Here is a 13,333-nt window from a genome sequence, read left to right as displayed (position 1 = left end):
GCACAGGACAATCGAAAGGGCCGCCCGATGCTGGATCAGAACGCGAAACCGACCGAGGAAATCGACCTGCGCGAGGTCTTTGGCCTAGACAGCGACATGAAGGTCAAGGGCTTTGCCGAAAAGACCGACCGCGTGCCGGAAATCGACAGCACCTACAAGTTCGATCCCGACACCACGATGGCGATCCTTGCGGGCTTTGCATATAACCGCCGGGTGATGATCCAGGGCTATCACGGCACCGGCAAATCGACCCATATCGAGCAGATCGCGGCGCGGCTGAACTGGCCCTGCGTGCGGGTCAACCTCGACAGCCACGTTTCGCGGATCGACCTGATCGGCAAGGACGCGATCAAGCTGGTCGATGGCAAGCAGGTCACGGTCTTTCACGAAGGCATCCTGCCCTGGGCGCTGCGCAACCCGACCGCCATCGTCTTCGACGAATATGACGCCGGCCGCGCCGACGTGATGTTCGTGATCCAGCGCGTGCTTGAGGCCGACGGCAAGCTGACGCTTCTGGACCAGAACGAGGTGATCACCCCGAACCCCTATTTCCGGCTGTTCGCGACCGCCAACACCGTGGGTCTGGGCGACACAACCGGGCTTTACCACGGCACCCAACAGATCAACCAGGGCCAGATGGACCGCTGGTCGCTGGTCGCCACGCTGAACTATCTGTCGCATGACGCCGAAACCAATATCGTGCTGGCGAAGAACCCGACCTATAACACCGAAAAGGGCCGCAAGATCATCAGCCAGATGGTGACGCTGGCCGACCTGACCCGCACCGCCTTCATGCAGGGCGATCTGTCCACGGTGATGAGCCCGCGCACGGTGATCAGCTGGGCCCAGAACGCGCGCATCTTCGACAATGTCGGCTATGCGTTCCGCCTGACCTTCCTGAACAAATGCGACGAGCTGGAGCGCCAGACCGTCGCCGAGTTCTATCAGCGCCTGTTCGACGAGGAACTGCCCGAAAGCGCGGCGGTCAAGGCGGGGTGATGGACGCAGCCATCGCGAGATGGCGGACTGAATTTCAATTGCTTATGGCGTTCATCTAAAGGAAACCTCTTACAATGTCTCGTTTCAGACACGTTCTGGCCGGTCTTGTGGCGGCCCATATGGCGCTGGTGGGCTTTGAAGCGGCCGCAGCGCCGGCCGACTGTCGCCTGCCGAAAGCGCAGTATCGTGCAAAGCTGCCCGGGGGTGAAACCGTCTCGATAGTTGCGCTGGCAGGGCAACAGATGCTTGGGCTTCTGGCTGCCGAGAAAATCGGCGCGACGGGCAAGAGTGGCTACAGCATGAAGATGTTGCCGCTGCTGCCGAATGGTGGAATCCGGGGCGAGCACATCTGCGACAAGACATTGGTCCTGGGTTCGGATTTGGCGGATGTGGTTGTGGCGCTTCAACTTGCGCCGTCGCTCGATATCAAGAAATCCTATCCTGCGGCTTTCAAGGCCGCATCAAGACGGGATCAGCTTATTTTCCTTCCTGCGGGAAGTTATGCCGTCTTTTCGGTGCCCAAGGGTGGCGACGCCCGCAAGGTTCTGGCCGATCATTGGGACGACAAGGTCATGAGCCGCGACGTGCCCGCCTTTGAAATCGGGGGACGCCTCTATGTCCATCTGCGGATCAAGCCTGTGTCATGATAATCTAGCCTCGCCATGAAACCCTCCGACAACCCCGCCGATCCCTTCAAAAAGGCCCTGACCGAGGCCACCCGCGCGCTGGCCGAGGATCACGAGCTGAACGTGACCTTCACCGCCGACCCTTCGGGGGTTTCGGGCGACACCATGCGCCTGCCGCAGGTCAGCCGGCGCATGACCCGCGACGAGGTGCTTTTGGCGCGGGGCACGGCGGATGCTTTGGCGATGAAGCTGCGGCATCACGATGCCGGGACGCATGCGAAATACGCCCCCGCCGGCCCCATGGCCCGCGACCTTTACGAGGCGATGGAGACCGCGCGCTGCGAGGCGCTGGGCGCGCGCGACATGCCCGGGGCACTGTCGAATATCGACGTCAAGATCGGCCACGAGGCCGAGCGCAAGGGCTATGGCCAGATCAAATCCCCCGCCGACGCCCCCTTGGCGGTCGCGGCCGGCTATATCATGCGGCAGATGGCCACCGGCCGCGCCCTGCCCCCCGCGGCGCAGCATGTCGCCGATCTGTGGCGCCCCTTTGTCGAGGAACAGGCCGGTTCCGACCTTGAACGGGTGAACGAGGTTCTGGCCGATCAGGCCGCCTTTGCGCGGCTGGCGCGCCGGGTCATCGCCGATCTGGGTTACGGCGACCAGCTGGGCGAAGACCCCGACGAGCCGCAGGAAGACGAGGCCGAAGAGAACGCCGAACAGGACGAAGAGGCCGGCGACAACCAGTCCCGCGATCAGGAACAGGACGAGGATGCCGAGGCATCCCCCGAGCGCAGCCAGGACCAGACCCAGGAAGAACGTCAGGCCCAGGTCAGCATGGACGACCAGTCCGACGAGGAACTGGCCGACGAGGCCGAGATGACCGAGGCGGAATCCCCGCCCGACCTGCCGCCCCCGGTCAGCGATGCCAGCGCCGATTACAAGGTCTATACCCAGGAATTCGACGAGGAAATCCGCGCCGAGGATCTGGCCGATATCGCCGAACTGGAACGGCTGCGCGCCTATCTGGACAAACAGCTTGAGCCGCTGCGCGGCGCCGTAAGCCGGCTGGCCAACAAATTGCAGCGCCGGCTTCAGGCGCAACAGAACCGCAGCTGGGAATTCGACAAGGAAGAGGGGGTGCTGGACGCCGGGCGGCTGGCCCGCGTGGTGGCGAACCCGACGACGCCGCTCAGCTTCAAGGTCGAAAAGGACACCGAATTCCGCGACACCGTGGTGACGCTGCTTCTGGACAATTCGGGATCCATGCGTGGCCGCCCGATTTCCATCGCCGCGATCTGCGCCGATGTGCTGGCGCGCACGCTGGAACGCTCGCAGGTCAAGGTCGAGATCCTGGGCTTTACCACCCGCGCATGGAAGGGCGGGCAGGCACGCGAGAAATGGCTGGCCAATGGCCGCCCCGCCACCCCCGGCCGCCTGAACGACCTGCGACACATCATCTATAAGGGGGCGGATGCGCCCTGGCGGCGGGTGCGCCCGAACCTTGGCCTGATGATGAAAGAGGGCCTGCTCAAGGAAAATATCGACGGTGAGGCGCTGGAATGGGCGCATCGGCGTCTGACGCGGCGCCCCGAGGCGCGGCGCATCCTGATGGTGATTTCGGACGGGGCGCCGGTCGATGACAGCACGCTGTCGGTCAATCCGGCGAACTTTCTGGAAAAGCATCTGCGCGACGTGATCGCCATGATCGAACGCAAGAAACAGGTCGAGCTGCTGGCCATCGGCATCGGCCATGACGTGACCCGCTATTACCAGCGCGCGGTGACGATCACCGATGCCGAACAGCTGGCCGGCGCGATCACCGAACAACTGGCGGCGCTGTTCGAATCCGATCCCCGCAAACGCGCCCGCGCCATGCAGATACGGCGCATGGCTTAAGGCATTTCGCTCGGGATCGCTTGATTTCCGGCCCCGGTCCATGCGACCAGTTTGCGCGCGGGCCGGGGTCACGGACACCCCGCGAAAAGGGGGCATCTTGCTGCGTATCGGTTTTTTCATCCCCGAATTTCCGGGCCAGACCCATATCTTTCTGTGGCGCGAGCGACAGGCGCTGGCCGAGCTTGGGGTCGAGGCCGATCTGATTTCGACCCGGCCGCCACCCCGGGCCGTCGCCTCGCACAGCTGGGCGGCCGAGGCACAGGCCCAGACCCGCTATCTGTTGCCCCTGCGCGGCGAGGGACTGGGCATGGTCACCGAATTTCTGCGCGCCGGTCCGACCGGCTGGGCGCGGGGTCTGGGCGCGGCCTTCAGCGCGGAAACCTCGGGCGGGTTGCGCGGGCGGGCGCGGATGCTGGCGCTTCTGGGCATGGGGGCGCGGCTGAAACGCATCGCGCGCGAACAGGGGTGGCACCATGTCCATGTCCATTCCTGCGCCGACAGCGCCAATATCGCCATGTTCGCCGAGCGGCTGGGCGGACCCGGTTACAGCCTGACCCTGCATGGCCCGACGCTGGAAGGTTATGGCCCGAACCAGCCGCAGAAATGGCGCCATGCGCGGTTCGCCACCATCATCTCGCGGCTGTTGGCGGGGGTGGTCGATCGCGAACTGGCCGGCAGCAAGCCCCGGATCATCAACATTGCCCCGATGGGGGTCGATCTGGACCAGATCCGCCGCGCCGCGCCCTGGCAGCCGCCGGCCCCCGGCGCGCCCCTGCGCATCTTTTCCTGTGGCCGGCTGAACGCGGTCAAGGGCCATGACCATCTGATCGAAACCGTTCGCCTGCTGCGCGAACAAGGCATCGACGCCCGGCTTGAGATCGCCGGCGAGGACGAACAGGGCGGCTCGGGCTATCACCGCTATCTGGCGGCGCTGATCGCCGAAAAGGGGCTGGGCGATGCGGTCACCCTTTTGGGCGCGGTCAGCGAGGATCGCGTCCGCGAGGGGCTGGAACACGCCCATGTCTTTGCCCTGGCCAGCCTGAACGAAGGCATTTCCGTCGCCATCATGGAAGCCATGGCCATGGAAATGCCGGTGGTCGTGACCGATGTCGGCGGCAATCACGAGCTAATCACCTCGGGGCGGGACGCCATTCTGGTGCCGCCGGAAGCGCCCGGGGTGATGGCCGATGAGATCGCCCGCCTCGTCGCCGATCCCGATCACGCGCGGGCATTGGCCCAGGCGTCGCGCGCGCGTGTCGCGGCCGATTTCCACCACCGCCGCAGCGCCGAGGCCGTGGCCGACGGGCTTGCGCAAAGCGTGCCCGGCGCCGCCGAGGCCCTTGGCCGCGCCCCCGTCTGAAGCATTTTCCATTCCCAAGCCGGTGATCCGACCATGTATCAAAGCTATGACAGCAAATCCGATCCTGCCCGCCATCCGCCCCGGCTGGCGGCGCTGCGCAAGGTGCTGGCGGCGCGCGATCTGGACGGGTTCATCGTGCCGCGCGCCGATGCCCATCAGGGCGAATATGTCGCCGCCCGCGACGCCCGGCTGGCCTGGCTGACCGGCTTTACCGGCAGTGCCGGGTTCTGCATCGTCACCCCGGATCAGGCCGGGGTGTTTGTCGATGGCCGCTATCGGGTGCAGGTGAAATCCGAGGTCGATCCCTCGGCCTTTGCCCCGGTTCCGTGGCCGGAAACCAAGCCCGCCGAATGGCTGGCCCGCGCCCTGCCCGAGGGGGGGCGCATCGGCTATGACCCCTGGCTGCACAGCCGCCGCGAGATCCGCGAGCTTGAGGCCGCGCTGAGCGGATCGGGGATCGCGCTAATCGCCGAGGCCACGAACCCGGTCGATGCGATCTGGACCGACCAGCCCGAGGCACCGGCCGGTCAGGTCCGGCTTTGGCCCGGCGAGACGGCCGGCGAAAGCGCCGCCGACAAGCGCGCGCGCATCGCCGGGGAATTGCACAAGACCGGCCAGCATGCCGCCGTGCTGACCCTGCCGGATTCGATTTCATGGCTTTTGAACATCCGCGGCGCCGATGTGCCCCGCAACCCGGTCGTGCAAGCCTTTGCCATCATCGAGGGGAACGGCCATGTCGCCGTTTTTACCAATCCGGCCAAATTCCCCGATGAGATCCGCGCCGCACTTGGCAATGCGGTGCAGATCCTGCCGGTGGATGCGCTGACCCCGGCGCTGACGAATCTGTCGGGACCGGTGCGTGTCGATCCCGCCAGCGCGCCCGAGCAGATATTTGCCCTGATCGAAAGCATGGGCACCGATATCGCCGAGGCGCCCGATCCGGTGATCATGCCCAAGGCCTGCAAGAACCCGGCCGAGATCGCCGGCATGCGCGCCGCCCATCGTCGCGACGGCGCCGCGATCAGCGAGCTTTTGTGCTGGCTGGACGCGCAGGCCGGTCAGCTGGCCGAACGCCCCCTGACCGAGATCGCGATTTCGCGCAAGCTCGAGGAATTGCGCGCCGCGCGCGGCATCGTCGATATCAGCTTTGACACCATTCTGGGGTCGGGTCCGAATGGCGCCATCGTGCATTATCGCGTGACCGAGGCCACCGACCGCCGCGTGCTGCCCGGCGATATCCTGTTGGTCGATTCCGGCGGGCAATACCCCGACGGCACCACCGACATCACCCGCACCCTGCCCATGGGCCGCTTTGATCCGGCGGTACGGCGCCCCTATACCCGGGTCCTGCAAGGCATGATCGCGCTGTCGAGGGTCGAGTTTCCGCGCGGGGTCGCGGGCGCGCATCTGGACGCGCTGGCGCGCGCGCCGCTGTGGTCCGAGGGCATGGATTACGATCACGGCACCGGCCACGGCGTCGGCGCGGGCCTGTCGGTCCATGAGGGGCCGGTGCGCATCTCGCGCATTTCGGACATCCCGTTGCGGCCGGGGATGATCCTGTCGAACGAACCGGGCTATTACCGTGAGGGCGCCTTTGGCATCCGCATCGAGAACCTGATCGTGGTCCATGAGGTCGAAAGCCGCGATGGCCGCGACATGCTGGGATTCGAGACGCTGACGCTGGCGCCGATCGACCGCCGGCTGATCGATCCGGCCTTGATGTCGGCGGCCGAAATCGCATGGCTCGACGATTATCACGCCCGGGTCTGGCACGAGATTTCGCCGCTGGTCGACGATCGGGTGCGCGAATGGCTGTTTCTGGCGACGCGGCCTTTGGACAGCCAGGGCTGACATCCGCGCCCGCGCCGCCTGTGGCGCGGGAGGCATGGATATTTGGATGAAGAAGAAAGCGGCGACGCGCCCGGCCTAATCCGCCGCGTCGCCGTTTTTGCGCCGCCATGTCAGCGAGTTCAGAAAAGCCACGCCAATGAAGCCCGCGCCCAGAAGCCCGGTGACCACTTCCGGGATCGGGCGCAGGGTCTGGGCGAACATCAGCAGGGAGAGGATCAGGATCGACCAGAAGGCGCCGTTTTCGAGATAGCGGAATTCGGCCAGCGTGCCGCGTTCCACAAGCATCACCGTCATGGCGCGCACATACATCGCCCCGATGCCCAGCCCGATGGCGATCAGAAACAGGTTCTGGGTCAGCGCAAAGGCGCCGATCACCCCGTCAAAGCTGAATGAGGCATCGAGCACCTCGAGATAGAGAAATGCCCCAAGGCCGCCCCGCGCCAGATCGGCATGGCCGGGCCCGGCATTCCAGTTGTCCAGCACATGGCCCAGCATATCGACCGCAAGATAGGTCAGCACCCCCCAGGTCGCCGCGATGATGAAGGCATGTTCGCTTTCATCCGGCAGCTGACCCACGATCACCAGCATGCAGATCAGCACAAGGCCGATTTCCATCCCGCGGATTTCCCCAAGCCGGCGCAGAAAGCGTTCGATGCCGGCGATCCAGTCGACATCCTTGCTTTGATCGAAAAAGTAGTTCAGCGCCACCAGCATCAGAAAGCTGCCGCCAAAGGCCGCGATGGGCAGATGCGCGTCATGGATGATGCTGGCATATTCCTGGGGCTGGGTGGCGGCGAGGCGCAGCGCCTCCCACGGGGCGAGGCGGGCGGCCACGACCACGATCAAAAGCGGAAACACCACCCGCATCCCGAAAACGGCGATGATGATGCCCCAGGTCAGGAACCGCCTTTGCCAAAGCGGCGTCATCTGTTTGAGCTTGTTGGCATTCACGATCGCATTGTCGAAGCTGAGCGAGATTTCCAGCACCGCCAGCACCCCCGCGATCAGAAAGAAGGACAGCGCCCCCGCGCTGCCGCCATAGCGCCATCCGATCAGCGCCGCCAGGATCAGGCCAAGCCCCGTGACGATAAAGGGCCATGTCATGTAGCGGATTGTCTGACGCATGGGCTTTTCCCTGTTATGCGGCTGTCGGTCCTGCATAGGCTTTGCTATGGAATGGAACAAGGCAATGCGACGCAAGCCCGCCTTGCGGTGAATGGGGGTCCAGATGCAGTTCCGACGCTTTGCGGTCTATCACCTTCCCGATGGGGAGTTGGGCGATTTCGGGGCCGCGTGGCTGGGCTGGGATCTGCGCAGCGGCACGGCCGTCGCCCATCCCGATGGGTTGGACGAGGCGGCCCGCGACGCGACCGCGACGCCGCGGCGCTATGGATTTCACGCCACGCTCAAGGCGCCCTTCCGGCTCGCGCAGGGGCGCGAGCTGTCAGAGCTGGCGCTGGCGCTGCGCATGATCTGTGACCGGCTGGCGCCCTTTGCGCTGGATCTGGTGCCTAGCCGGGACTGGGGTTTCGCCGCCCTGCGCCCCGGCCAGCAGCCGCCCGAACTGGTGGCGCTGGAATCCTCGGTGGTGACGCGGCTGGACGAATTTCGCGCCCCCCTGACACCACAGGAATATGATCGCCGCCGGCCCGAGGCCCTGCCTGCGCAGGCGCGCAAGCATCTGGATCATTGGGGTTATCCCTTTGTGCTGGACCTGTTCAGCTATCACCTGACGCTGAGCGACGGGATGGATGCGCGCGCCGCCGGGGCCGTGCTGGATCTGTTGTCGCCCCGGCTGTCGCCGTTGATCGCCCCCCCCATGCGGGTCAACGCGGCGGCGCTTGTCGGCGAGGATGAGGCCGGGTTTTTCCATCTGATCGAGGAATTTCCGCTGCGCGGCTAATACCACTTCATCCATTTCAGGACGAGGAAGGTCGCGACCACCGACACCACCATCATCCCCAGCGCCATGTGAAAGCCCCATTCCAGTTCCAGCACCGGCATGTTTCGGAAATTCATGCCATAGATGCTGGCGATCAGCGTCGGCGGCAGGAACAGCGCCGCCACCACCGACAGGCTGCGCACACGGTCGTTCTGCAACAGCCCGATCATGCCCATGGTGGCGTCGACGGTCATGCCGATGCGCGAGCCCTGAAAATCGGCATGCACCTCAAGCGCCTGGATATCGCGCTGCAGGGCGGCGTGAAACGGCCGCAGCCTGGCGCTGTCGGGGCCATGGACGGAATTGGCGGCGTGATAGACCAGAATGCGGTCCAGCCACAAAAGCCCCATGCGCACGCGGTTGATCAGCTCGGATTGCCGGCCCACCGTCACCAACGCGTCCTGCAACTTGGCGGCATCGCGCGCCGAGCCCATTTGCAGGACATGCGTAACCTCGATGTCGAGCACCTTCGAGACCCCTTCGGACAGATCCGCCATCCGGCCGATGATTTCCTCGATCAGGCCCAGAAAGATCCGCTCGGGCGAGGTGGCCCCACAGCTTGAGCGGCCGGCGCGGGTCGGAAAGGTCTCGAACGGGCGCGGGGCGTGGTGGCGCACGGTGACCAGCCGCTTGTCGTCCAGAATGAAGGTCACCGGCATCGCGACATTGGCGCCATCGGGCAGCTGGCCGGGCAGCACCCCGGTCATGTAGGTGACGCAGTTTTCGGTATAGAGACGGTTCGAGACCTCGATCTCTTCCATATCGGCAAGGGTCGGGATGTCATATCCCAGCGCCGCGACGGCGCTGACCTGTTCGGGCATCGGGCGATAAAGGTCGATCCAGATGGCCTTGGCCAGATCCGTGTCCTTTGGCAGCGGTGCGATACCCTGTCCCGCGTTGATATAGCTGTAAAGCATGCAATCCCGCCTGCGCTGGTCCGCCGACAACCTGCGCGGGCCGCAAGGGGCGGTCAAGCCCCGTCTTTGGCCCCGTCTTTGGCCCCCATCCCGCCACGTCCGGGCGCGGCCCCGCGCCCGCGATGCCGCCCGCGATCAGGCGCGCAGCAGCACCGCCAGATCGGCGACATTGGTGCCGGTGGCGCCGGTCATGACCAGCGCGCCCCCCGCCGCCAGCGCCGGGGTGGAATCGTTGCGCGACAGCGCCTCGGCCGGATCGATGCCGCCCGCGCGGATCGCCGCGACGGTGCCCGGACCGACCAGCCCGCCCGCCGCCTCGCCCGGGCCATCGCGCCCGTCGCTGCCGACCGAGGCGAAGGCCCAGTCGAAACCGACCGGCTGCGTTTCGGCCAGCATGGCCAGCCGCAGCGCCAGTTCCTGATTGCGCCCGCCCATGCCGTCGCCGACCAGCCTGACGGTGGTTTCGCCGCCAAAGACCAGCGCCTCACCGGGGGCGAGAGCCGGGGCCAGCGCCCAGATCGCCCGGGCGCAATCCTCGACATCGCCGTCCAGCGGGATCGGCCCCGCCGCGGCACCCGCATCGACCATGGCCTGAACCGATATCGCGTTCGAGCCGACAAGGATATTGCGGCCCGGCGGCAAGGCGCGGCGATCCTCGGGGCGGCTGAGCGCCGCGCGCGCAGCCTCGGGCATCCGGTCCCAGATGCCGAGTTCCCGCGCCAGATCGGCGGCCTGCGCGCGGCTGCCCACCGGCGCCACCGTCGGCCCCGAGGCGATCACCCGCAGGTCATCGCCCGGCACATCCGACAGGATCAACGCCGTTACCGGCGCCCGCGACAGCCGCAGCCAGCCGCCGCCCTTTAGCCGCGACAGGCCCTGACGGATCAGGTTGACCTGCGAAATATCCGCCCCCGAGGCCAGCAGCAGCCGGTTCACCGCCTGCTTGTCGGCAAGCGTCATCCCCTCGGCCGGGGCGGGCAGCATGGCCGAGCCGCCGCCCGAAATCAGCGCAAGGACCCGATCCTGTGGTCCGGTGGCGGTGAGCCGGGCGATGACCTCGGCGGCGGCAAGCGCGCCATCGTCATCGGGTTGGGGATGGCCCGCGCGCATGACCCGCGCGCCGGCAAGCGGCGTGTCATTGCCGGCATTAGTGACCACCAGCGCCTGCGCATCCGGCAGCGCCTGCAAGGCCGCCTCGGCCATGGCGCGCGCGGCCTTGCCCAAGGCAATGACCTGCCAGTGGCCGCCCGGACCCGGCGGATTTTCCAGCACCGCCGCCATGCCGCGCCGAACAGCCGCGCCCGGATCGGCGGCGGCAATACCGGCACGGATCAGTGCCATCGCGCGTTCCGGCGCTGTCATCAATTCACCCGATCCGGCAGGGGCCGGCCCTCGTCAAAAGCCAGCAGGTTGTTCATCGCCCGCATCGCCATGGCGGTGCGCACCTCTTCGGCGGCGGTGCCCAGATGCGGCAACAGCGTGACGTTTTCCATCGCCATCAGTTCCGGCGCGACGCGGGGTTCGTGTTCATAGACATCAAGCCCCGCCCCGGCGATGCGCCCCCGCGCCAAGGCGTCGATCAGGGCCGCTTCCTGAACGATGTCGCCGCGCGCGATATTGATCAGAAAGGATCGCGGCCCCAGCCGGTCCAGCTCGGCCGCGCCGATCAGGTGCCGGGTGCCCGCGCCGCCGGGCACCGCGACCACGGCGAAATCCGACTGGGTCAGCAATTCGTCCAGCCCCGCGACCTGACGCGCCGGAAAATCCAGCGACGACACCGTCGAGCGGTTGTGAAACAGCACATCCATGCCAAAGCCGAAATGACAGCGCCGGGCGATGGCCTTGCCGATCCGGCCCATGCCGATGATGCCCACGGTGGCGCCGCTGACATGGCGACCCAGAAGCTGCGTCGGCTGCCAGCCGGTCCATTCGCCCCGGCGCAGCACACGCTCGCCCTCGCCGGCGCGGCGCGCGGTCATCAGGATCAGCGTCAGCGCGATATCGGCGGTGGCCTCGGTCACGGCATCGGGGGTATTGGTCACCGCGACCCCGGCATTCGCGGCGGCGGCGATATCGATGTGATTAAAGCCGGCGCCGAAATTGGCCAGAAGCCGGCAGCGCAGATCGCCGCCAAAGGCCCCGGCCGAAAAGCGGTCGCCCAGGGTCGGCATCACCGCGTCATATTCGGCCATGGCGCGGGCGGCCTCGGCCTCGGAAAAGCCGTCCTCGCGGTCCAGAAACTCGGCCTCGAAGCGCGCGGCCAATGCGTGTTCCGCGGCCGGCGTCATGCGACGCGTCACCAGAAGCTTCATCAAAACATCCTCCCTCCGAGGGGCACGGGTTTGTCCGGGCCGATCAGCACGACCTGATTGTCCTCATCCGGCAGGCCAAGCACAAGCACCTCGGACCTGACCGGACCAATCTGGCGCGGCGGGAAATTCACCACCGCCAGCACCTGCTTGCCGATCAGCTCTTCGGGCCGGTAATGGCGGGTGATCTGGGCCGAGGACTTGCGCTCGCCGATTTCGGGGCCGAAATCCAGCCACAGCTTGATCGCGGGCTTTTTCGCCTCGGGGAAAGGTTCGGCGCGGATGATGCGGCCGACGCGGATATCGACGGCGGCGAAATCGTCCCAGCCGATCTGTGGCGCGGGGGCCGTGCCGTCACCGCTCATTTCCCCAGCTCCCGCCCGCGCGCGGCGGCAGCGGCAATAGTGCGCCGCATCAGGGGTGGCAGCCCGGTTTCGGGATCCATCAGCTGCGCCAACCCCGCCGCCGTGGTGCCGCCCGGCGAGGTCACGTTCTCGCGCAGCTTTGCCGGATCCTCGTCTGCAGCCACGGCCAGCGCGCCGGCCCCGGCCACGGTCGCCCGCGCCAGTTCCAGCGCCAGCGCCGGGGACAGCCCCTCGGCCTCGCCCGCCGCCGCCATCGCCTCGATCAGGTGAAAGACATAGGCGGGGCCGGATCCCGAAAGCGCGGTCACGGCGTCCATCTGTCCCTCGTCCTGCAAGCGCACGGTGCGCCCAACGGCGGACATGAGCGCGCCGGCAAGCGCCAGTTCCCCTTCGCCCGCGCGCGCATTCCCGACAATGGCGGTGATCCCCTGCCCGATCGCGGCCGGGGTATTGGGCATGGTGCGCACGATGGCCGCGCCCGGAAACGCCGCCTCATAGGCCGCGATGGTCACCCCCGCCGCGACCGAGATGACCAGCGTATCGGCCCCCACATTCAGCCGGGGCAGCACATCCGCCATCATCTGCGGCTTGACCGCGATGACCAGAACCGCCGGACTTGGCGGCAATGCGCCATTGACCGCCACCCCCAAAGCCGAAAGATCGGGGCGCGGATTGGGGTCGACGACATGCACCGCCCCCGGCCGCAGCCCGTTTTTCAGCCAGCCATCCAGCAGCGCGCCGCCCATCCGGCCGCAGCCGATAAGCACCAGCCCGCGCCCGTTCAGTTCCGAAATATCCGTCATTGCCAGCCGTCGCCTTCCCTGTCCCTTTGCGCACGGTCTTCGGGCGTCAGGCCATCGCGGTCAATCCCTCCGGCCCACGCCCAGAGTTTTATAAACAGATAGACCGCGGCGAAATGCACCGGAAAGCCGAAAATCCAGCGCCAGTCCTGCATGAAGGCGCGGCATAGCATGAAGAATGTCACAATGAGCGCGACCGCGACCCAGAGCAAACTGTGCTGAGACTGATCCCTCATAACCACAGAGAGGTGAAACGGGTCTCTCT

13 protein-coding genes are annotated in these 13,333 nt (G+C 66.5%); 6 read left to right on the top strand and 7 right to left on the bottom strand.

Features of this window, described 5'->3' with window-relative positions; all coding sequences use genetic code 11:
• Nucleotides 1-27: 27 nt before the first annotated feature.
• The 5 genes from cobS (at nt 28) to ACFOMH_RS11170 (ending at nt 6,735) form a co-directional block, all read left to right on the top strand.
• Nucleotides 28-999, top strand: a complete 972-nt coding sequence (gene cobS, locus ACFOMH_RS11190) for a cobaltochelatase subunit CobS (RefSeq protein ID WP_374422979.1) — start codon at nt 28-30, stop codon at nt 997-999.
• 119 nt (nt 1,000-1,118) lie between these two features.
• Nucleotides 1,119-1,646 carry a hypothetical protein gene (locus ACFOMH_RS11185; RefSeq protein WP_377744538.1) on the top strand — a complete coding sequence of 176 codons (528 nt, stop codon included), beginning with the start codon at nt 1,119-1,121 and terminating at the stop codon, nt 1,644-1,646.
• Nucleotides 1,647-1,661: 15 nt separating this feature from the next.
• Entirely contained in the window at nt 1,662-3,524 is a 1,863-nt protein-coding gene (gene cobT, locus ACFOMH_RS11180) for a cobaltochelatase subunit CobT (RefSeq protein WP_377744536.1), read from the top strand.
• 97 nt (nt 3,525-3,621) lie between these two features.
• Nucleotides 3,622-4,884, top strand: coding sequence for an exopolysaccharide biosynthesis GT4 family glycosyltransferase EpsE (epsE, locus tag ACFOMH_RS11175; protein WP_377744534.1), 1,263 nt, complete (start codon nt 3,622-3,624; stop codon nt 4,882-4,884).
• 33 nt (nt 4,885-4,917) lie between these two features.
• Nucleotides 4,918-6,735: an aminopeptidase P family protein gene (locus ACFOMH_RS11170; RefSeq protein WP_377744533.1), complete on the top strand. Its 1,818-nt coding sequence runs from the start codon at nt 4,918-4,920 to the stop codon at nt 6,733-6,735.
• A 75-nt stretch (nt 6,736-6,810) separates the two neighbouring features.
• On the opposite strand, the gene ACFOMH_RS11165 is transcribed toward ACFOMH_RS11170, so the two are convergent.
• On the bottom strand, nt 6,811-7,860 hold the full coding sequence (locus ACFOMH_RS11165) for a DUF475 domain-containing protein (protein WP_377744531.1): 1,050 nt from the start codon (nt 7,858-7,860) through the stop codon (nt 6,811-6,813).
• Nucleotides 7,861-7,963: 103 nt separating this feature from the next.
• On the opposite strand from ACFOMH_RS11165, the gene ACFOMH_RS11160 reads away from it, so the two are divergent.
• Nucleotides 7,964-8,638, top strand: coding sequence for a DUF1045 domain-containing protein (locus tag ACFOMH_RS11160; RefSeq protein WP_377744529.1), 675 nt, complete (start codon nt 7,964-7,966; stop codon nt 8,636-8,638).
• On the opposite strand, the gene ACFOMH_RS11155 is transcribed toward ACFOMH_RS11160, so the two are convergent.
• From ACFOMH_RS11155 to ACFOMH_RS11130, 6 genes are all read right to left on the bottom strand, one after another.
• Complete coding sequence (locus tag ACFOMH_RS11155; protein WP_377744528.1) at nt 8,635-9,594, bottom strand: CorA family divalent cation transporter; 960 nt, start codon at nt 9,592-9,594, stop codon at nt 8,635-8,637. The genes ACFOMH_RS11160 and ACFOMH_RS11155 overlap by 4 nt on opposite strands.
• A gap of 135 nt (nt 9,595-9,729) precedes the next feature.
• On the bottom strand, nt 9,730-10,956 hold the full coding sequence (locus ACFOMH_RS11150; RefSeq protein WP_377744526.1) for a glycerate kinase type-2 family protein: 1,227 nt from the start codon (nt 10,954-10,956) through the stop codon (nt 9,730-9,732).
• Entirely contained in the window at nt 10,956-11,906 is a 951-nt protein-coding gene (locus tag ACFOMH_RS11145; RefSeq protein WP_377744525.1) for a 2-hydroxyacid dehydrogenase, read from the bottom strand. The genes ACFOMH_RS11150 and ACFOMH_RS11145 overlap by 1 nt, the downstream gene beginning before the upstream one ends.
• Nucleotides 11,906-12,268, bottom strand: coding sequence for a tRNA-binding protein (locus ACFOMH_RS11140; protein WP_377744523.1), 363 nt, complete (start codon nt 12,266-12,268; stop codon nt 11,906-11,908). The genes ACFOMH_RS11145 and ACFOMH_RS11140 overlap by 1 nt, the downstream gene beginning before the upstream one ends.
• Nucleotides 12,265-13,071: a pyrroline-5-carboxylate reductase gene (gene proC, locus ACFOMH_RS11135; protein WP_377744521.1), complete on the bottom strand. Its 807-nt coding sequence runs from the start codon at nt 13,069-13,071 to the stop codon at nt 12,265-12,267. The genes ACFOMH_RS11140 and proC overlap by 4 nt, the downstream gene beginning before the upstream one ends.
• Nucleotides 13,068-13,223, bottom strand: coding sequence for a hypothetical protein (locus tag ACFOMH_RS11130; RefSeq protein WP_377744519.1), 156 nt, complete (start codon nt 13,221-13,223; stop codon nt 13,068-13,070). Before ACFOMH_RS11130 ends, proC begins: the two co-directional genes overlap by 4 nt.
• Nucleotides 13,224-13,333 lie beyond the last annotated feature (110 nt).

It is taken from the genome of Paracoccus mangrovi (assembly GCF_042648425.1).
GTDB lineage: Bacteria > Pseudomonadota > Alphaproteobacteria > Rhodobacterales > Rhodobacteraceae > Paracoccus > Paracoccus mangrovi.
This window is presented reverse-complemented; position numbering and strand designations above follow the sequence as displayed.